21 protein-coding genes and 1 pseudogene are annotated in these 19,268 nt (G+C 67.8%); 13 read left to right on the top strand and 9 right to left on the bottom strand.

Features of this window, described 5'->3' with window-relative positions:
* The gene (locus VS93_RS09725) at nucleotides 1-1,008 is read right to left on the bottom strand and encodes a tripartite tricarboxylate transporter substrate binding protein (protein ID WP_046469645.1); all 1,008 of its coding nucleotides are present in this window, start codon (nucleotides 1,006-1,008) and stop codon (nucleotides 1-3) included.
* A 360-nt stretch (nucleotides 1,009-1,368) separates the two neighbouring features.
* Here VS93_RS09725 and VS93_RS09720 point away from each other — a divergent pair, with 360 nt between their 5' ends.
* The 3 genes from VS93_RS09720 (at nucleotide 1,369) to VS93_RS31350 (ending at nucleotide 3,692) form a co-directional block, all read left to right on the top strand.
* On the top strand, nucleotides 1,369-1,983 hold the full coding sequence (locus tag VS93_RS09720; RefSeq protein WP_046469644.1) for a TetR family transcriptional regulator: 615 nt from the start codon (nucleotides 1,369-1,371) through the stop codon (nucleotides 1,981-1,983).
* An 84-nt stretch (nucleotides 1,984-2,067) separates the two neighbouring features.
* Nucleotides 2,068-3,003, top strand: coding sequence for an MFS transporter (locus VS93_RS31355; RefSeq protein WP_236700445.1), 936 nt, complete (start codon nucleotides 2,068-2,070; stop codon nucleotides 3,001-3,003).
* Nucleotides 2,997-3,692, top strand: coding sequence for an MFS transporter (locus VS93_RS31350; RefSeq protein ID WP_236700444.1), 696 nt, complete (start codon nucleotides 2,997-2,999; stop codon nucleotides 3,690-3,692). The genes VS93_RS31355 and VS93_RS31350 overlap by 7 nt, the downstream gene beginning before the upstream one ends.
* A 2-nt stretch (nucleotides 3,693-3,694) precedes the next feature.
* Here the strand turns inward: VS93_RS31350 and VS93_RS09710 are convergent, their stop codons facing one another.
* Nucleotides 3,695-4,657: a magnesium transporter CorA family protein gene (locus tag VS93_RS09710; protein ID WP_046469643.1), complete on the bottom strand. Its 963-nt coding sequence runs from the start codon at nucleotides 4,655-4,657 to the stop codon at nucleotides 3,695-3,697.
* A gap of 278 nt (nucleotides 4,658-4,935) precedes the next feature.
* On the opposite strand from VS93_RS09710, the gene VS93_RS31345 reads away from it, so the two are divergent.
* The 3 genes from VS93_RS31345 to VS93_RS09690 all read left to right on the top strand — a co-directional run bounded on the left by VS93_RS31345 (nucleotide 4,936) and on the right by VS93_RS09690 (nucleotide 8,448).
* On the top strand, nucleotides 4,936-5,547 hold the full coding sequence (locus tag VS93_RS31345; RefSeq protein WP_236700443.1) for a hypothetical protein: 612 nt from the start codon (nucleotides 4,936-4,938) through the stop codon (nucleotides 5,545-5,547).
* A 962-nt stretch (nucleotides 5,548-6,509) separates the two neighbouring features.
* A complete protein-coding gene (locus VS93_RS09695) occupies nucleotides 6,510-6,938 on the top strand; it encodes a Fur family transcriptional regulator (RefSeq protein WP_046469641.1) in 429 nt (142 codons plus the stop codon).
* Between the two features lie 46 nt (nucleotides 6,939-6,984).
* Nucleotides 6,985-8,448, top strand: a complete 1,464-nt coding sequence (locus tag VS93_RS09690) for a catalase (protein ID WP_046469640.1) — start codon at nucleotides 6,985-6,987, stop codon at nucleotides 8,446-8,448.
* A 114-nt stretch (nucleotides 8,449-8,562) separates the two neighbouring features.
* On the opposite strand, the gene VS93_RS09685 is transcribed toward VS93_RS09690, so the two are convergent.
* Nucleotides 8,563-9,147, bottom strand: a complete 585-nt coding sequence (locus VS93_RS09685) for a snapalysin family zinc-dependent metalloprotease (protein ID WP_052745637.1) — start codon at nucleotides 9,145-9,147, stop codon at nucleotides 8,563-8,565.
* A gap of 237 nt (nucleotides 9,148-9,384) precedes the next feature.
* Nucleotides 9,385-9,594, bottom strand: coding sequence for a hypothetical protein (locus VS93_RS29000; RefSeq protein ID WP_156184750.1), 210 nt, complete (start codon nucleotides 9,592-9,594; stop codon nucleotides 9,385-9,387).
* A 313-nt stretch (nucleotides 9,595-9,907) separates the two neighbouring features.
* On the opposite strand from VS93_RS29000, the gene VS93_RS09675 reads away from it, so the two are divergent.
* The gene (locus tag VS93_RS09675) at nucleotides 9,908-10,132 is read left to right on the top strand and encodes a hypothetical protein (protein WP_046469637.1); all 225 of its coding nucleotides are present in this window, start codon (nucleotides 9,908-9,910) and stop codon (nucleotides 10,130-10,132) included.
* A gap of 216 nt (nucleotides 10,133-10,348) precedes the next feature.
* Nucleotides 10,349-11,041, top strand: a complete 693-nt coding sequence (locus tag VS93_RS09670; protein WP_046469636.1) for a GAF and ANTAR domain-containing protein — start codon at nucleotides 10,349-10,351, stop codon at nucleotides 11,039-11,041.
* A 302-nt stretch (nucleotides 11,042-11,343) separates the two neighbouring features.
* Here the strand turns inward: VS93_RS09670 and VS93_RS09665 are convergent, their stop codons facing one another.
* From VS93_RS09665 to VS93_RS33335, 5 genes and pseudogenes are all read right to left on the bottom strand, one after another.
* Nucleotides 11,344-11,670 (bottom strand): putative quinol monooxygenase, encoded by a 327-nt coding sequence (locus tag VS93_RS09665; RefSeq protein WP_046469635.1) that lies wholly within the window; start codon nucleotides 11,668-11,670, stop codon nucleotides 11,344-11,346.
* Between the two features lie 130 nt (nucleotides 11,671-11,800).
* Nucleotides 11,801-11,941, bottom strand: coding sequence for a hypothetical protein (locus tag VS93_RS28995; protein WP_156184749.1), 141 nt, complete (start codon nucleotides 11,939-11,941; stop codon nucleotides 11,801-11,803).
* Nucleotides 11,942-12,100: 159 nt separating this feature from the next.
* Entirely contained in the window at nucleotides 12,101-12,709 is a 609-nt protein-coding gene (locus VS93_RS26840) for an enoyl-CoA hydratase/isomerase family protein (protein ID WP_052745636.1), read from the bottom strand.
* Between the two features lie 105 nt (nucleotides 12,710-12,814).
* Nucleotides 12,815-13,576, bottom strand: a complete 762-nt coding sequence (locus VS93_RS31340; RefSeq protein WP_052745635.1) for a helix-turn-helix domain-containing protein — start codon at nucleotides 13,574-13,576, stop codon at nucleotides 12,815-12,817.
* A gap of 521 nt (nucleotides 13,577-14,097) precedes the next feature.
* Nucleotides 14,098-14,769: pseudogene (locus VS93_RS33335) on the bottom strand (GAF domain-containing protein); the annotation flags it as partial.
* Between the two features lie 112 nt (nucleotides 14,770-14,881).
* Between VS93_RS33335 and VS93_RS09650 the strand changes: the two are divergent.
* The 5 genes from VS93_RS09650 (at nucleotide 14,882) to mimD (ending at nucleotide 19,168) form a co-directional block, all read left to right on the top strand.
* Nucleotides 14,882-16,117 (top strand): ferritin family protein, encoded by a 1,236-nt coding sequence (locus VS93_RS09650; protein WP_201776587.1) that lies wholly within the window; start codon nucleotides 14,882-14,884, stop codon nucleotides 16,115-16,117.
* Nucleotides 16,102-16,524 (top strand): hypothetical protein, encoded by a 423-nt coding sequence (locus VS93_RS30325; RefSeq protein ID WP_201776586.1) that lies wholly within the window; start codon nucleotides 16,102-16,104, stop codon nucleotides 16,522-16,524. The genes VS93_RS09650 and VS93_RS30325 overlap by 16 nt, the downstream gene beginning before the upstream one ends.
* 96 nt (nucleotides 16,525-16,620) lie before the next feature.
* Nucleotides 16,621-17,673 (top strand): FAD-binding oxidoreductase, encoded by a 1,053-nt coding sequence (locus tag VS93_RS09645; RefSeq protein WP_046469634.1) that lies wholly within the window; start codon nucleotides 16,621-16,623, stop codon nucleotides 17,671-17,673.
* Between the two features lie 44 nt (nucleotides 17,674-17,717).
* The gene (locus tag VS93_RS09640; protein ID WP_046469633.1) at nucleotides 17,718-18,821 is read left to right on the top strand and encodes an aromatic/alkene monooxygenase hydroxylase subunit beta; all 1,104 of its coding nucleotides are present in this window, start codon (nucleotides 17,718-17,720) and stop codon (nucleotides 18,819-18,821) included.
* Entirely contained in the window at nucleotides 18,818-19,168 is a 351-nt protein-coding gene (gene mimD / locus VS93_RS09635) for a propane 2-monooxygenase effector subunit MimD (protein WP_046469632.1), read from the top strand. The genes VS93_RS09640 and mimD overlap by 4 nt, the downstream gene beginning before the upstream one ends.
* Nucleotides 19,169-19,268 lie beyond the last annotated feature (100 nt).

Here is a 19,268-nt window from a genome sequence, read left to right as displayed (position 1 = left end):
TCAGCGCTCGGGTTCCGAGACGACGACGTCGGTGTCGGCGAAGAGCTCCGGGAAGAGCGCGTCCTCCCCCTCCATCAGAGCGCGCATCTCCTCCGTGCCCTCCCAGGTCGGGTCGAACCCGGCGTCCTCCATGGCCTCGACCGTCGCCTCCGAGGTGACGGCCTCCTCCACCCGGGACCCCAGCTCGGCGCGCACGTCCTCGGGCGTCTCGGAGCTGACCACGAAGCCGCGCCAGACCACGTACTCGACGTCGTCGACGCCCGCCTCGGCGAACGTCGGCACGTCCGGGAAGAGACCCACCCGCTCGGAGTCCATGACGCCGAGCATGCGCAGGCTGTCGTTCTCGATGAAGGGGGCGGTCTCCGGGGCGCCGATCGTTGTGGCGTCGACCTCGCCGGAGGCCACCGCCTGCCCGGCGTCGCTGCCGCCCTCGTAGGGGATGAACTCGAACTCCACGTCGGCCGCCTGCTCAAGGACGACTCCCGCCGCGTGCCAGACCCCGCCCTCGCCGGACGTCCCGATCGTGATGTCGCCCGGGTTGTCGCGGGCCTCGACCAGGAGGTCCTCGACCGATTCGTAAGGGGAGTCGGCGGCGACGCTCAGCGCCGAGACGTCGCGGTGCGTCACGCCGATCGGCTCCAGGTCGTGCAGCGGGTCCAGCTCCGGTGTCCCGGTGTAGGGCAGCGAGGAGATCGTCCGCGAGACGATCATCATCCGGTTGCCGTCCGCCGGCTCACTGAGCATCTGCTCGGCCGCGACGGCGCCGCCGGCGCCGTCCTGGTTGACGGGTACGACATCGTTGCCGATCGCCTCGGCGATCTGCGGCTGCATCGCCCGGGCGGCGATGTCGAAACCACCGCCGGGCGGATTCGGGATGTAGAGGGTCAGCTCCTCCGGCCAGTCCCCGGTGGGAGCCTCGGCCTCAGCGGGGCCGCCCGACCCGTCCGCGCACGCCGTCGCCAGCAGCACTATCACCGCGCCGCCCGCCGGCCAGCTCGCCTTTCCCATCGCTCCCGTCCCTTCCTCGGCTTCGGACACCGCTCGACCGCGGGGCCGTCCGACCACGTGCGTCGCCGAAACAGGGCCACTAGAGGGGGATGTGACGCACAAAACGGTCCACCGTGGTTCCTGTCACATATTCATAATCCATGATCCGTGATTTTGTCTACAAAATACTGAGGGTCATCGGATGAGTGCGCTACGAGCAGCGCCGCGATCCAACGCCGAACCACACCACCAGCGGAAACGGGGCAGGCCGGAGGCGGCCGCCGCCTCCCGTCCAAGGAGACCGCACATTCTTCATCTGGTGCAGATTTGCATAGGATGCAAAAATTGTGCCGAAGGCGTGCAGGAGGGGACGGGGCCAGCATGGGACTGCGGGAGCGGAAGAAACGCGCGACCCGGCGCGCCCTGGAACGCGAAGCCGTCCGCCTCGTCCTCGAACGCGGAATGGACAACGTCACGGTCGACGACATCGCCGCGGCCGCGGACGTGTCGACCCGCACGTTCTTCAACTACTTCGCCTCCAAGGACGACGCCCTCATCGGCGGCGGGCCGCCGCGGCCGACCCCGGAGGCCCGGGAGCGATTCATCAGCGGCGGCCCTACCGGCGACCTGATGGCGGACCTGAAGGACTACCTCGCCTCGATCACCGAGGGCGACCGCGACGACCTTCGGGAGATCATGTCCAAGGTCCGGCTGCGCGAGCGCCTGGTAGAGCAGGAGCCCCAGCTCATGCCGCACGTCATGGCCAACTTCGCCGCCATGGAACGTGACATGGTGGCCGACGTGGCCGACCGCCTCAGGGCCCGGCCCGAGGACGTGCGGCCCCGCCTCGTCGCGGCGCTGGCAGCGGCGCTGATGCGGTTCAGCGTGCGCAGGATCGAGGATGTCGACGACGACACCGAGATCGACCTGCGCAGGCTGCTCGACGAAACCTTCGACCTCCTCCGCACGACGTTCACCGAGCCCGGCGGGGGCTGACACCGGCAACCGAACCGCCCACCACGAGCGCGCGGCCCGTATCCGCGGCGCCCGCCACCACCATGGGGAAGCGAGCACCATCCGATGAGCACCAGCGAGTCTGACGAGCGGTTAGCCGGCGCGAGCGCGCCGCCCCCCGCAGGTCCCCTGCCGAAACGCACGATCAGGTGGATCTTCCTCAGCGTCATGCTGACCATGCTCCTGGGCGCGCTGGACCAGACCATCGTCGCGACGGCGCTGCCCACGATCGTGGGCGAGCTCAACGGGCTGGAGCACCTGTCGTGGGTGGTGACCGCCTACATGCTGGCGGCGACGGTCGGGATGCCCATCTACGGGAAGGCCGGCGACCTCTTCGGACGCAAGAGCGTCTTCCTGTTCGCCATCATCGTGTTCCTGGCCGGATCGGTGCTGTGCGGCATCGCGCAGAACATCACCCAGCTCATCCTGTTCCGCGCGCTCCAGGGGGCCGGCGGCGGCGGGCTAATGATCGGCGCGCAGGCGATCATCGCCGACGTGGTTCCGGCGCGCGAACGGGGCCGGTACATGGGCGCGATGGGTGCGGTGTTCGGCGTCGCGTCGGTCGCCGGTCCCCTCATCGGCGGGTTCTTCACCGACCACCTGGACTGGCGCTGGATCTTCTACATCAACATCCCCCTCGGTGTGGCGGCCGTGGCGGTGGCCGCGGTGGTACTGGCGCTGCCCAAGCCGGGTGGGGCCAAGCCTAGGCTCGACTACGCGGGGACGCTGCTGCTGGCCGCCGCGAGCACGTGCGTCGTGCTGTTCACGAGCTGGGGCGGAAGCGAGTACGCCTGGGGCAGCCCGGTGATCATCGGCCTCGGTGCGGGCACGGTGGTCGCCGCGGTGCTGTTCGTGCGGGTCGAGCGGCGCGCGAGCGAGCCGATCATCCCGTTGACCCTGTTCCGCGACCGCAACTTCGTGCTGACGTCCCTCATCGGGATCTCCGTGAGTATCGCGATGTTCTCCACGGTGGCCTACCTGCCACATTCCTGCAGATGGTGAACGGCGCCAGCGCCACGGAGTCCGGGCTGCTGATGCTGCCGATCGTGGGCGGGATGCTGACCTCGTCGATCACGACGGGGCGGATCATCTCCGCGACCGGCCGCTACAAGATGTGGCCGACCCTCGGGGCCTCGGTCGCCGCCGTCGGGCTCGTGCTGCTGTCCTGGATGGACGCCGGCACCTCCTACGCCTACAACGCCGCGGCCATGCTGGTGCTCGGGCTGGGGGTCGGCATGGTGATGCAGAACCTGGTACTGATCGTCCAGAACTCCGCGCCGCGGCACGTGCTGGGGGCCGCGACCTCCGGGATCAACTACTTCCGGCAGATCGGCGCCTCGTTCGGTGTCGCGGTGTTCGGATCGGTCTTCATCGGCCGACTGAACGACCAACTGGCGGCCACCCCGGCGGGGGTCCCCGAAGGGGTCGATGTGCGGGGCGGCGAGGCCGGCATCAGCTCGCTCACCCCGGAGATGCTGCGGTCACTGCCCGAACCGGTGCGCGAGTTCATCGTGCGCGCGTTCGCCGACGCCCTCCCCCCGGTCTTCCTCTTCGGTGTTCCGATCGTGCTGGTCGGCGTGCTGCTCAGCTTCTTCATCGTGGAGAAGCCCCTGGCCACCACGATCGGCGAGGCCGAGCGCGACCCCGGCGCGGAGCCCGCGGACACCACCGGAAAGGCGCCCGCCGAGTAGGGTCACAGCCAGTCGCGCCGGCGGAAGGAAAGGTAGATCGCGAGGGCCGCGCCCATCACGAGGACGTTGGCGAGCACCGCCCCCCACAGTTCGTGCCGCCCCGGAAGTTCCACGTTCATCCCGTACCAGCTCGTGATCAGTGCGGGTATGGCGATCACCGCGGCCCACCCGGTGAGCTTCTTCATGGTGACGTTGAGGCGGTTCTGCTGCAGGTTGATGTTGGTGCCCAGCACCGAGACCAGCATCTCGCGAAGGGAGTCGATGAGGCCGAGCAGGTGGTCGAGCTGCCGGACGAGCCCGTGGACGTGCTGGCCGGGCCGTCCCTTCGTGCGCGTGTCGGCCTGGCGCAGCTCGTCCAAGGCCTCGCGCAGCGGCAGCACCGCGCGGCGCAGCAGCGCGAGGCGGCGGCGCAGCAGGTGGGTGTCGCGCTGGACCCGGGCGATCACGGCCGGCGCGTTCTCGAACAGCAGCTCCTCGACCTCGCTGATCCCCTCGTCGATGTCGAGGACCGTCTCCTGGTACCCGGTGATCAGCCGCTCCACCACGTGGCGTACCAGTGCGGCGGTGCCGTCGCGGGCGACAGCGGCATGGTCCAGGTCATCGGCCAGCACGCTCCCGATGTCGAGGGCGGGCTTCTCGCTGAAGGTCACCATGGCGTCGGGGGAGACCAGCATGACCAGCCGGGTGAACTCCGCACCGTCCGCGCTGGGGCGGACGGCCTGCGCGGGCAGCGCGTAGCGCCCGTCGGACCGCCAGAGCCGGCCGCGCCGGCCGGGGGTCATGATCGCCTCGATCCGGGCGCGGGGGATGCCGCACAGGGCGGCGGCGCTGTCCAGGTCGGCCGGCGACCCGGGATCGCCGGCGGCCCACACCACGGTCCGCGGCCCGCCCAGCTCCGGCAGCCGGCTCGGGTCGACGTCCGCACCGGTGGTCTCGCCATCGCGGAAGAGCAGGCCGTGCAGCATGATCTCAGCCTAGGGAACGCAGGGCCCCAGGACACGGCGCCCGCCCCGAATCCCTCGGTATCCGGCACGAGCCCACGCGGCGCCAACCACCGCGCACGAGAACGGCCGAGCCGGAGCGCGGGAAAGCGGGCCCCATTCCCGAGCGGCGGTATACCCATGCCACTCGGCGCCGAATCGTCAGGTGGGGGGACGCGAAGGCCGGTGGGTCGAACAGATCGGGACGGGCACGCCGCAGCAGCGACTCCAGCTTGCGCAGTGCCTCCGGGTCGGTGAGGCTGATGACAATTCGCGGGAGGGACGCCACCCGGCTCCATTTCACCTCCCCCGCGAGAACCGGCCTGGCCCAGCGCGGCAGGCGCAGACCGTGGTCGACACGATGGAGGAACAACTCCAGGACGGGATCCGCGGACTCCGAGCCCGGGTACTTCGCGACCCGGGTGGGGGCGATGTGGTGGACGTCCCGCCAGGGGATCTCGGCGGCGCGGCCGCGGTGCCACCACATCGGCCGCTGCGTGATGCTGATGCCGTGCCCGGTGACATCAACGCCCTGCCGTGTCCAGAACCAGGGGACGACAGCCAGCATCACCGCCGAGCCGCACAGCACAACGACCTATGTGCTCGCGGCGCTACCCGCCGCGGCCAGAAAGTACCCGGAGGACATCTTGGCCACCAGCACCTACCAGTGGAAGAGCGAGTTCGCCCGCACCTACGCCGCCAAGGGCATGGCCCAGGGCAAAGCCGAGGACATCCTCACCGTTCTGGAGGCCCGCGGTCTCGATGTCCCGGAAGGCATTCACCAGCGTGTCACCGAATGCGCCGACCTCGACCAGCTCAACGCCTGGCTGCGCCGGGCCGCCACCGTGGAACGTGCCGAGGACCTGCTCCCCTGACCCCGCTTCCGGCCGCGTTCCCCTTCGTTCGCGCCCTGTTCATACGCGGCCTCGGCGGGAAGCCGTCGGCGGCCGCCCCGGGAATTCTGCGGCGTTTTCCCGGGACCGCGGTCCCGGCGACGAGAACCTCCGGGTCACCAGGGGCTCACAATCGGCCCTCTCCCCGTGGGCACAAAGCTGTGATAGGCAAGGACAAATGCGATCGACACCACCACCACGAGAAGAGCAAGGACCACGGTCGCCATCAGTACGATCGCACCGATACGGGCTACGCGGGACCAGTCGTATTTCATATACCCCTCTTCGGAGCCGGTACCCTAGGGGGCGATGAACCTTGTGTTGCCGGCGGCACCACGGAGAAACCACCAGTGGGTCCGGCGGCGGACGCACCTCCTCCCTCGCTCCGCGATACGCGCAGCTCACTCCATCGGTTCAGGAGCGTCTGCACCCGAATAAAGGCACCGGGATTTTTCGGGGAACGCGGTATAACTAATTGCGGGACGGTTCGTTGAGCCGACATGGGGATCTCGTTGACAGATCCTACTACTCCGGTCACCGCTCCCGATCTCGGCCACCCCTGATACGGCATTCCAGGAGCCCGTATCGGCCGAAACCGATCCGTGTCCGCGCCATTGCCCACAGCAGCGGGAAAGTCCCCGGAGATCCGAGGGCACGGCGCCCCGGAGAGCATTTTTCCGGTTGACACTTCTGTATCGATGTTCGGGATGGGGACGGATGATCTGGTGATCCCACTTCGTCCGATCGGTGGTCGCAGGTCTCCCGCCGAGAGCGTTCCTCCGCGCGCTTCGGAGGAACGCTTTCCCCGAGAAGCGCCGCCACGGGTCAGGGGCCGCGCGGGCACCTGAGCACGCGACCCCGGGGGCGTCCGCGGCAAGCGCGGACGCCACACCGGTTCCACTCAGATACTTGACTCACTCCAGAAAAGCTAATGGGGTGGAGGTATGCCCCATGGCGACGCGCCGGCGCGCACGCATCTGCGCCAGGCGGGACTGCGGGTAACCGGGCCCCGCGTGGCGGTGCTGGAGTGGCTCTCAGAACACCCGCACGCCACGGTCGAGGAGATCGGCCGGGGAGTGCGGGAACGCGTCGGGTCGGTGTCCACCCAGGCGGTCTACGACGTGCTCGGCGCATGCGTCAGGGCGGGGCTGGTGCGGCGGACCGAGCCGGCCGGCCATCCCGCCCGTTACGAACGCCGCACCGGTGACAACCACCACCACCTGGTGTGCCGGATCTGCGGCCGTATTGAGGACGTCGACTGCGCCACGGGCACCCGGCTTTGCCTGACCCCCTCCGACGAGCGGGGACACGAACTTGACGAGGCCGAGGTCGTGTTTTGGGGCGTATGCCCGGATTGTTCGAGTAGGCGATAACGGACGCGAGGCGGCCGGTTCCCGGCCCTCCCGTCCAGAGGAGGCAATGGCGTTGACGGAAGCGCACCCGGCACCAACGACGACGGACGCGGGTATCCCGGTCTCGAGCGACGAGCACTCGCTCACCGTCGGCCCGGACGGGCCGATCCTTCTGCAGGACAACTACCTCATCGAGCAGATGGCGCAGTTCAACCGGGAACGTATCCCGGAGCGCCAGCCGCACGCCAAAGGCGGCGGTGCGTTCGGCAGGTTCACCGTCACGGACGACGTCAGCGCCTACACCAAGGCCGCCGTGTTCCAGCCGAACACCGAGACCGAGATCGCGATCCGGTTCTCCTCCGTCGCCGGCGAGCGGGGCAGCCCCGATACATGGCGCGATCCGCGCGGCTTCGCGGTGAAGTTCTACACCAGCGAAGGCAACTACGACATGGTCGGCAACAACACGCCGGTGTTCTTCGTGCGCGACCCGATGAAGTTCCAGCACTTCATCCGCTCGCAGAAGCGCCGCGCGGACAACAACCTGCGCGACAACGACATGCAGTGGGACTTCTGGACGCTCTCTCCGGAGTCGGCCCACCAGGTCACGTGGCTGATGGGCGACCGGGGGATCCCGAGGACCTGGCGGCACATGAACGGCTACTCCAGCCACACCTACATGTGGGTCAACGCCGCGGGCGAGAAGTTCTGGGTGAAGTACCACTTCAAGACCGACCAGGGCATTGACTTCCTCCCCCAGGAGGAGGCCGACCAGACCGCCGGCGAGGACAGCGACTTCCACACGCGTGACCTGTACCGGGCGATCGAGCAGGGCGACCACCCGAGCTGGACCCTCTATGTCCAGATCATGCCGTTCGCCGACGCCGAGACCTACCGGTTCAACCCGTTCGACCTCACCAAGGTGTGGCCGCACGGCGACTACCCGCTGCACAGGGTGGGCCGGTTGACGCTGGACCGCAACCCGGCCGACTACCACACCGAGATCGAGCAGGCCGCCTTCGAGCCGAACAACCTCGTGCCCGGTATCGGCCCCAGTCCGGACAAGATGCTGCTCGCCCGGTTGTTCTCCTACGCCGACGCGCACCGCGCCCGCTTGGGGGTCAACTACAAGCAGATCCCGGTCAACGCGGCGCAGGCTCCGGTCCACAGCTACAGCAAGGACGGTGCCATGCGGGTCACCAACGTCTCGGACCCGGTCTACGCGCCGAACAGCAAGGGCGGCCCCAGCGCCGACACCGCCCGCTTCGGCGAGCCCGCCGGCTGGCACACCAGCGGGCAGATGGTGCACGCCGCCTACACTCCGCGCCGGGACGACGGCGACTTCGTCCAGGCGGGCACCCTCGTACGCGAGGTGATGGACGACGCCGCCCGGGACCGGCTGGTGGCCAACGTGGCCGGCCACCTTTCGAACGGGGTCACCGAGCCGGTGCTGCGGCGCGCGTTCGAGTACTGGCGGAACATCGACCAGGAGACCGGCGACCGGATCGAGAAGTCCGTCAAGAGCAACGACTGACCGACCAATAGCCCGTGCACGGCGCCTCGTGCGGGGGCTTCGCCATGTCCGTGGGCGGTGGCCGACCGCGGGGCGTTCCGCGGTCGGCCACCGCCCACGGACCAGCCGGGCCGGTCAGGGGGCGTCGACGAGGACCCTGTCGTCAGCGGGTTCCTCGCCGGCGACGCCGTTGCCGTAGTTCGCCTCCGCCTGAGCCTGCTCGGCCTCGTTCGGGGTCGGGTTCGTGCAGTCCACCCCGCCCGTGGAGCCGGACATCAGCGACGAACACGGCCCGGGCTTGTCGTCGGGCAGGCCGAGGCTGTGGCCCAGCTCGTGGGAGGCGATGCGAACGGTGTCGTACCCCTCGTCCACCGCCTGGCGCCCGAACTCGATCCTGGCCTGACCGCCCGGGCGTACCGGACCGAGTGTCGCCTGCGGCCATCCGTCAGTGGCCACGATCCGGATCTCGGCGTCCTGCCCCTGGTCGGCCCTCTCCAAGGTGACGTTCTCCACGTTGTCGTTCCACTCTTGGGCGCCCGCAGCGATCTCGCCCTGGAACTCCGCGGCCTCGCTATCGTCGTAGTACAGGGTGACCTGCTGCACCTCTTCCGTTTCCGCGTGCGGCGCGGGGGCGGCGGCCGCGGCTGCCGTCCCGTCTGCCAGTGACAGCGTCACGCCGGCGATACCGATCAGGGCAGTCGTCATTGCAGGTCGCAGCATGTGTCTCCTTCGGGGGGTCGAAACGAGCATTCACTGCGCACGCCCCGGGTCAGGGCGCGTCGAGTGTACGTATGACGACTAATCGTCACAAGAGCCCTAAAACGGGATACCGGTGACTCACTCCCCTGTTCTGCGCAATTACCGCGAAAAGCCGCCGCTCGCTGAGGACCGCCGGCATCACGGGGCGAATGCCGGCCTCACCGCTGCCGCGTGTCCGGCTTCGGCGGCGCGGCCCGGTCAGTCCAGGTCGTCCTGGCTCAGCGGGTGGGCGGGGGTCTCGCCGTCCTCCAGAATCGGATCGCCGCGCGGCGGGATGTCGTGGGCGCGCTCGGGATCGACGCGGCGCATCGAGCCGTCCGCTGTGGTCTGCGCGATGGCCGGCATCGCGGCGCAGGCCGGGGCCAGGGATACGCATGTGGCGGGAAAGAAGCGGCGTCGAAAAGCCATCCGAAAAAACCGACACACCGCACATAACCGGCCAATTGCGCGTGCCGCCATATTTCTATTGCCCCGGCCCGCGCCTCCGCGAGAAAAGCGCGGCACTCGACGCAGTCGGGATCACCAGCGCTTTCACTCCCCCTTTCAGCACCGTGTCAAGCTGCTCGCGCAGAATGTCTCGCGTACCTATCACCTTGCGCACAACAACCCCAGCCGTCTGCAGCGGTCGGGGGAACAAGGCGAGCTGGCATTCCCGAATCTCTACCGCCCGCCGTTCCACCTTCTCGTAGTCCCGCCACTCTGCGGGGAGAGCACTCCGCCTGTGGCGAGCGCCTCGTCGACGACGACCGCATGCTCGCGCCTTGGCCTGCGTGTTCCGCGTTCGGAGGATCTGCTGCGCCGCTACTGCCGCACCCTGCTGGAGGCCCTCGCCGATGACCACGGCACCACCCGCAGCGACGTGCTGGGCACCCGCTACGCCGAACTCCGCTGGCGCGGCGTCTCCTTCCAACCGCGCACCGGACCACCCCCGGCAGTCCCGCACTGAACCGACTTCCACAGCGACCTCGACGTTGAGCACGGAAAGCGCCGCCCGCCAAAGGCGTGGTCCATCACCGAGCGTGTACTCCCACGTTCCCAAGGCGGCCGAGAAACGCTGGAGCACCGTCTACGGTCGAGTAGGTTGAAAGGGCCGACGCTAGGGCGTTGCGCAGGATTCATCCCTTGAGTCGATCGGTACTACTGCTTCAACACAGAGGGAACCATGGATCGGGAACATGAGCTGGCGCACAGATTCGCCGAGGTCGCCAAGCAGCTGTCGGCCGACCGTATGACCGCCGGGCTGCAGCAGGCGGTGGACCTGGCAACCCAGATGATCCCGGGATGCGACTATGCCGGCATTACGATCTCCCAGCCCGGCAGCAAGGTCTTCACCCCGGCGTCCACCGGCAGAGCCACCGTCGAGGTCGACCAGCTCCAGTACGACATCGGTGAGGGCCCGTGCCTGGACATCGCGACCAGCGATGTGGGGTGGGTGCAGAGCGACGACGTCGGAACGGACCCGCGCTGGCCACGCTTCGGCGCGAGCGCCCAGAAGCTGGGCATCAGCAGCGTGCTCTCATACGGCCTGGAGAGTCCGCGAGGCATGCTGGGAGTGCTCAACCTCTACTCGCAGAAGCGGGAGGCCTTCGACGCCTCCACCCGCGACATCGCATCCATCTACGCCGCTCACGCCGGAGCGGCGCTGTCCGCGCAGCGGATGCAGGAGTCGTTACGCGCGGCCATGGACTCACGCGAGAGCATCGGCATCGCGATAGGGATACTGGTGGAGCGCCACAAGGTCACGGCTTCCCATGCCTTCGACATGCTCACCCAGGTATCTCAGGACACCAACACCAAACTGCGCGAGCTCGCTGAACGGGTAGCCGCCACGGGACAGGAGCCCGGCGTGCAATAGCCGCCCGCTCAGCGCCCGTTTCGCATGTGAGGGGGACAGCCGCGGTCCGTCCCCTCCACACTGGCCCGTGGGCTGTTGATTTCAACACACGAGTTGGGTCCCCACTGCCCACCAGATCCCAGGAGATTCGGCCCGCCCCCGAATATCACCGATGGCTACCACTCCGCTGCGTGACCGGCACGGTCGGGCCCGCAGTGCGCTGTCCTCCACCCGTGCCGATCTCGAAGGAGCACGTGATGGCGTCGGCACGGCCGGGCCCGCCTCAGCGTGCCCGGCCGTAAAGGGATCCGGCCGCTTACCGGCTACGGAGCAGGGGTGAGCTCCGCCATCCGCGACCACCCGTTTCCGGGGGCCTCGACGTTGATGATCTCCGGCGTCTCCGCGATCACGTTGGGCATCCAGGCCATGGCGGCCTTGAAGTGGTCGGAGTTCACGTGCGTCTCGCCGGCTTCGCCCGACTCGAACGCCTCCACCAGGACGAACTGGTTGGGCGTGTCGACGCTCCTGGACCATTCGAAGAAGAGGTTGCCCGGCTCCTCCCGGCTGGCCCGGGTGAAGTCCTCGACGAGGGAGGGCCACTCCTCGGCCCGCTCCGGACGGATGGTGAACTTGACCACGATGAGGATCACGCGTCGCCTCCCTGGGCTCAGGTTTCTTTCGTGCCGCGGCTCCCGACGGCGGTCGTCGTGCCGCCGCCGGCATCGGCCGGCTCGCCCGATCTCCATCCACCGCGCCGGAGCGCGCCGCCCAGGTTATTCGCTACTGCTCGTTCCGATCGCCGGCGTCCCGCGGTTCGTCGGCGTTCTCAATGGTCGCGGCGTCGTCCTCCAGGCGGAATGTGTCCCACATCGCCAAGGCGTTCTGGAAGTCGTGCGCGGTGAACGGGTCGAACATCGTCACCGTCTCCTCATACTCGAACTGTCGTGCTCTTCTGCTGCGGTCCGGTGGTCGGCGTCCGCGGTACGGATGTCCGCCGGCGGACGTGTGGCGCCGATCCACTCGCTGGCGACCGCCGCCGCCCTGAGGCGCGCTCCGTTGCACGACCGATGTGACCAGGGGTCATTGGTAGGCCCAGGCGGCGAAGGGGGTTCGGGAAAGTGTATGCGCTCGTCGGATCGCTTCGTCGAGGAGCCGCAGCGGAGTGGTCCGCCGCTCGACCAGTCCGATCGACTCGGCTTCCGCGCAGCTGAGCGTCTCGCCCGCCACGAGGATCCCCTCAGCCAGCGGGCCGGCGGCACGACCGACGCTCTCCAGGAGCCCCGGATCCAGCGACACGCTCTCGGACAAGGGCAGGGTAGCCCCAAGCACGCCCCGGCTCATCAGCCGGACATCCGCGAGGGCCGCCAGCACGAACCCGGTGTCCAGCGCGTCGCCGTTGAGCGCCGCGACAATGGGGCGAGGATGGTGCGCCGCCTTCCGCACCGCCTCCCTCTGGGCGGCGTGCAGGTCCGTGACGGAAAACGCCTCTTCGCCCGATGCGCGTTCCGCGCCGGCGTCGGCGCCGACGGCGAATGTGGACCGGTAACCGGTCACGACTACGGCGTGTGTCCCCCCGATGAAATCGAGGGCGGCCGCGAGGCACCGCAGCATGGGGACGTCAAGGGCGTTCGCCTCGTCATGCCGCATGTGGATGACAGCCGCCCCGCCGCGGCACTCGATGTCGAGCATGAGGTCCCACCCTTCCTGCCGGGCTGATTCCGCGCCCTGCCCGGCGGCCCCGGACCGCCGGGCAGCACGTGGACAGGGAAACCTCCCTCGGCGGCAAGTGAGGTCTCACTTTGAGACATGCGGAGGCTGACCAGGGACATCGATGCCATAGTCGCGGATCTTGCGGTAGATCGTGGCACGGGACATGCCGAGCGCGTGCGCCGCACGCGCCTTGTTGCCTTCGCAGTCGAGCAGGCTGCGAACGATGGCGTCGCGTTCCATCGACTCGATCGGAGTCAGCACCCTGCGGGTCACCGCCTGGCATTCGGGCGGAAGGTCCTCGGGGAGGATCGTTCCCGAGCGTCTGTATGCCACCACCTTCCGCAGCACCCGCTGGAGTTGTGCGATGTTACCGGGCCAGTTTCCCCGGAGCAGGGGTTGGAGGGTGGCCGGGGCGCAGGTGAGCTGAGCGCCCTGGCTCTGTTTGACGAGCAGGAACGGGACGAGTTCGCGGATGTCCTCGATGTGGTGACGCAGCGGAGGAATCGCCACTGAGCAGGGGAAGCGGCAGAGGATGTCATCGCTGAGCTCGCCGTTGCCGGTCTCGCGGACGGTCGCGGCGACCCACGGGCCACGGGTCTCGCTGCGGCCGGCGACTGCCAGAGCTTCCGCGACGTCGGGCATGTCAACGGGCGAGAGCTCGTCGAGGTGGCGCAGAACGACGGTCCCCGTCTCGCGCGCCAGAGCCTGGCGCAGCTGCGGCAAAGGCGCCTCCCTCTGCCCCCTGTCCGCGAAGTCGATGACGGCCAGTGGCGCGGCCGGTGATGAGCTGCCGTGGACTCCCTGGAGGAGCGCCAGTTTTCCCGCCCCCGTCTCACCCTCCACCACCAGCCACTCCCGAGCCCGGTGGTGCTTTGCGACCTCCTGGCAGGCACGCGTCCACAACGCGCCGGAGCCACTACTCCCGGCAAGCGCTGCGTCTGGGCAGGCACGACGGCACTCGGGGGTACCGCCTCGCGGATAAGCCGGGCGCGGACGACCCCGCCGGCGGGACCGGCCCCACTGCTCACCGGGGTGCACGACATCCGGGCTCGCGTTCCGCTGGGGAGATCCACGGTGAGTGTGCTCTCCCTGTGTTCCGCGATGACCTCGGCCATACGGGTCAGCATGGCCGCCTGGTCTTGGGGCTCGAGAGTCTGGAGGGCGTGTTCGTTCGTCATGACCAGGTCGCTGTTGACGGCGAACACGATGCCCTGGCCCCGCCTGCACGCGCGGAGGTACTCGGCGAACAGGGTGAGTTCACGGACGCCGACCTGCGCGGTGAACTCCTTGTGTATGTCGTGGGCGGTGGCCTTGGCCAGGGTCATCAGCAGCGGATTGGCGTCACGGCGCCAGCAGGTGAAGTCGAGCAGGCCGACCACCTGGCCGGAGACCGGGTGGCGGATCGGCGCACCCGCGCAGGCGAGGGTGTCCAGGTCCTCCGCGTAGTGCTCATGGCCGAACACTGCTGTTGGCTGCAACCCCTCCAGCGCCGTACCGATCCCGTTGGTGCCGACGAACTCCTCGGCATAGCTGAAGCCCGGAGCCAGGTGCACGCGGTCGAGATAGCGTTCGAGCTCGCGGTCCTCTGTGCGCCGGTCGAGAACCACACCCTTCTCGTCGGTGAGGACGGCACTTACCGGCGAGTCGTTCAGCTGCTCCTGCAGGCGTTCGAGGATCGGCCGGGCGCACCGGGCAAGGGGTGTGTCAACGTCCGGGTCTTCGACGTAGGACAGTTCGATGCTGTCGGCGGCGACCTTCCAGGTCCGCGAGCGCCACCAGGACGCAAGGATCGTCCTCCGCACGGCGTCGGGGGCGACGCTCTCTTCACGCAGGAACTGCTCGCGGGCTACGGCGAGCTCGTCCGAGCGCCCTTCCTGCCCTCGGGGGTTCGTCAACCGTGCACCTCCCCGGGCACATCGCGCTGTGACGTGATTGTCAACACACGACTCTGTGACGTGGCTCAGACTAGGCGCGGCGCGATGACCTGAGTGTCTCACATTGAGACCTCGATCACACTCGATCCGCTGTCTGATGGCCATGAGCCAGGACGGCGACGCGCGAGCTTCATCCGGCCGCGGGCCGGATCAACCGCGAGTAGCCCGAGCGAGCCGAGCCAGGTGCTGAGACGTAACCCATCACTGGAGTCATGGCGTGAGTCGACAGAGTCTGAGCAAGGCGCACAAGAAGATCACCGAACTCTCCTGGGAACCGACGTTCGCCACACCGGCCAAGCGGTTCGGGACCGATTACACGTTCGACAAGGCCCCGAAGAAGGATCCGCTGAAGCAGATCCTCCGCTCCTACTTCCCCATGGAGGAGGAGAAGGACAACCGGGTGTTCGGCGCCATGGACGGCGCCATTCGCGGCAACATGTTCCGCCAGGTCCAGGAGCGCTGGATGGAGTGGCAGAAGCTGTTCCTCTCCATCATCCCGTTCCCGGAGATCTCGGCCGCACGTGCGATGCCGATGGCGATCGACGCGGTGCCCAACCCGGAGGTGCACAACGGTCTCGCCGTGCAGATGATCGACGAGGTCCGGCACTCGACGATCCAGATGAACCTGAAGCGGCTGTACATGAACCACTACATCGACCCGGCCGGCTTCGACATCACCGAAAAGGCGTTCTCCAACAACTACGCGGGCACGATCGGCCGCCAGTTCGGCGAGGGCTTCATCACCGGAGACGCGATCACCGCGGCGAACATCTACCTGACCGTGGTCGCCGAGACGGCCTTCACCAACACCCTGTTCGTCGCGATGCCCTCCGAGGCGGCCGCCAATGGTGACTACCTGCTGCCGACGGTCTTCCACTCCGTGCAGTCCGACGAGTCGCGGCACATCAGCAACGGGTACTCCATCCTGCTGATGGCCCTGGCGGACGAGGAGAACCGTCTCCTGCTGGAGCGCGACCTGCGCTACGCGTGGTGGAACAACCACTGCGTGGTGGACGCCGCGATCGGCACGTTCATCGAGTACGGCAGCAAGGACCGCCGCAAGGACCGCGAGAGCTACGCGGAGATGTGGCGACGGTGGATCTATGACGACTACTACCGCAGCTACCTCATCCCGCTGGAGAAGTACGGGCTCAACATCCCGCACGACCTGGTCGAGGAGGCGTGGAACCGGATCTACAACAAGCACTACGTGCACCGGGTCGCGCAGTTCTTCGCGACAGGATGGCCGGTGAACTACTGGCGGATCGACCCCATGACCGACGAGGACTTCGAGTGGTTCGAGTCCAAGTACCCGGCTGGTACGCGCAGTTCGGCAGGTGGTGGGAGGAGTATAACCGGCTGCGGTACCCCGGCCGGAACAAGCCGATCGCGTTCGAGGACGTCGGCTACGAGTACCCGCACCGCTGCTGGACCTGCATGGTGCCGTGCCTGATCCGCGAGGACATGGTGGTGGACAAGGTCGACGACCAGTGGCGTACCTACTGCTCGGAGACCTGCCACTGGACCGACGCGGTGGCGTTCCGTTCCGAGTACGAGGGCAGGCGGACGCCGAACATGGGCCGGCTGACCGGTGCCCGGGAGTGGGAGTCGCTGTACCACGGGCGGGATCTCGCCGACATCATCACCGACCTCGGGTACGTCCGTGATGACGGCAAGACCCTCGTGCCGCAGCCGCACCTCGACCTCGACGACCCCAAGAAGCTGTGGACGCTCGACGACGTCCGCGGCATCACGTTCGCCAGTCCGAACGTGACGCTCAACGAAATGTCCGACGAGGAGCGCGAAGAGCACGTCGCGGCCTACAAGGCGAACCCGAACGTGACGCCCACGGTGACCTGATCGCACCGGGGCCCGCCCGCTCCCCGCCGCGCCGCGGACCTCCCAGACCTCGGGCGCGGCGGGGGCCTCCCACCACCCATCTAAGGAATTTCGTTCATGGGCGAGAAGTACAACGTGCGGTTCGAGCCTGTCGGCATCGATATCGAGGTGGACGAGGACGAGACGATTCTTGACGCCGCGTTCCGCCAGGGGTTCATGCTGATGCACGGCTGCCGCGAAGGGCAGTGCTCGGCCTGCAAGTCGTTCCTGCTGGACGGGGACCTGCAGATGGACAGGTACTCCACCTTCGCGCTGGCCGACTACGAGAGCGAGGAAGGCTTCGTCCTGCTGTGCCGCGGGCACGCCTACAGCGATCTCGAGATCGAGCTGACCAACTACGACGAGGACATGATCCGGTCGGGTCTGCCCGTGCTCACCACGCAGCCCCGGATCGAATCGATCGTCGAACTCACCCACGACATCTCGTTGCTGCGGCTGAAGCTCGACGGCACCACCGATTTCCGGTTCCACCCCGGGCAGTACGTGGACATCGCCATTCCCGGGACCGGGGAGCACCGGTCGTTCTCGATGGCCAACACGCTCTCGGCCGACGGGGAGCTCGAGTTCATCATCAAGCGGTACCCCGGAGGAAAGTTCTCCGGACTGCTCGAAGGCTCGCTGGCGCCCGGCGACCCTCTGGAGGTAACCGGCCCCTACGGGGCGTTCACCCTGCGGGTGAGCTCGGACCGGCGGCTGGTCTTCGTCGGCGGGGGCGCCGGGATGGCCCCGATCCTGGCCCTGCTGCGGCAGATGGCCGAGAGCGGCAACGAACGCGAGGCCGTCTACTACTACGGCGCCCGCACCGAGAACGACCTCTTCCACCTGGAGGAGATGGCGGAGATCAGCAGGCGTCTGCCGAAATTCCGCTTCGTCCCCTGCCTGTCCGAAAGCTGGCCGCAAGGATGGCCGGGTACCGGCGACGAGGGCGAGACCGGGCTGGTCACCGAGGTGCTGGAACGCTGCGAGACCGACCTCGCCGACTGCGACGTCTACCTCTGCGGCCCGCCGCCCATGATCGACGCCGCGCTGCCCCTGCTCGAAAGCCTGGGCGTGCCCAACGCCCAGGTCTTCTACGACAAATTCACGATAACCGCCGCGGTCGAGGAGTGACTCCCGCGGACGGCTACCGGAAACGACGCAGAGAGGTGTGCTCCATGGCCACTGCCGAAAAATCCGAGCAGAGCTTCCCGAAACCGGAATTCACCGGGGCGGAGGCCGGGCTGCTCGAATTCCCGAGTTCGAAGAGCCGGAGCTACAACTACTTCACACCGAAAAAGCGCCGGGCGACGATGTACGAGGACGTCACGGTCGATGTACAGCCGGACCCGGAACGGCACCTGTCCCAGGGGTGGATCTACGGGTTCGCGAACGGGCCCGGGGGCTACCCCAAGGAATGGACCGGGCTGAAATCGTCCGACTGGCACCGGTTCCTCGACCCCAACGAGGAGTGGGAACAGACGATCTACCGGAACAACTCCAACGTTGTACGGCAGATCCAGCTGAACCTGGAGAACGCGAGAAAGGCCGGTGCCTACCGGAACTGGTCCACCAGTTGGATCAGGTTCGTCGAGTGCCACCTGGGCGCCTGGATGCACGCCGAACACGGCCTTGGCATGCACGTGTTCTGCTCCGAACAGCGCTCAGCGCCCACCAACATGATCAACAACGCGATCGCGGTGAACACCGCGCACAAGCTCCGCTTCGCCCAGGATCTCGCGCTGTACAACCTCGACCTGAGCGAATCGGACATCGACTTCGACGGAACGGCCCATCGCGAGACCTGGCACACCGACCCCGTCTGGCAGGGCGTGCGGGAGAACGTCGAGCGGCTCACCGCGATCGGCGACTGGGCCGAGTCTCTCTTCGCCGCGAACGTCATCTTCGAACCGCTGGTCGGAGTGCTGTTCCGCAGCCATCTGGTCATGCAGATCTCGGCGCGCAACGGCGACTACGTCACGCCGACACTCGTCGGGGCGGGTGAGCACGACTACGACAGGGACATCCGCTACACCCGCGCCCTGTTCAGCACGCTGACGCGTGACGACCAACACTCCGAGCACAACAGGGCCCAGATGCAGGAATGGCTGGACACATGGGTCCCGCTAAGCGTGCGGGCCGCCCACGAGCTCCAGCCGATCTGGTCGAAACCCCAGGACAAGGCCGTCACCTTCACCGAGTCCTGGGGAGCCGCTGTCGAGGGCTTCCGCTCCTTGCTGGCCGATCTCGGCCTCTCCGACCCGAAAGGACTCCCCGCATGACGGACAGCAAGCAGTACGACGTCAACCCCACGGCATCGAACATGTGCGGTGTGACGCTGATGAACAACCAGAACGGGCACGTGGTGGCCGAGATCATGCGGGACAAGCCGGGCGTGGCGGTGGCTGAGTACCCGTCCATGATCCGCGTCGACGGGGAACGGAAGATCATCTTCAACTGGGACGAGATCTCCGAGGCCATCGGGTTCGAATTCTCCCAGCCGGAGTTCGAGGAGATCATGTCGACCCACTACGGACGCATGGTGCACCTGGACGACGAAACGGTGCTGTTCGCCAACCCCGAAGACGCGGCCGAATACATCGACTTCGACCTCGAACCGGTCCGGTAGCCGAGCGGGCCGGACGGGAGGAACGGGAGGGCGCACCGGGGCGGCGCGCACTGCGGCGGCCAGTGCCCGCTGCCCCGCCCGCGCCTTTCGCGCCCTTCCT

The organism is Allosalinactinospora lopnorensis (genome assembly GCF_000981225.1).
In the GTDB taxonomy this organism is placed as follows: domain Bacteria; phylum Actinomycetota; class Actinomycetes; order Streptosporangiales; family Streptosporangiaceae; genus Allosalinactinospora; species Allosalinactinospora lopnorensis.
The sequence above is the reverse complement of the archived record's forward strand: the minus strand, read 5'-3'. Positions and strand labels throughout refer to the sequence as shown.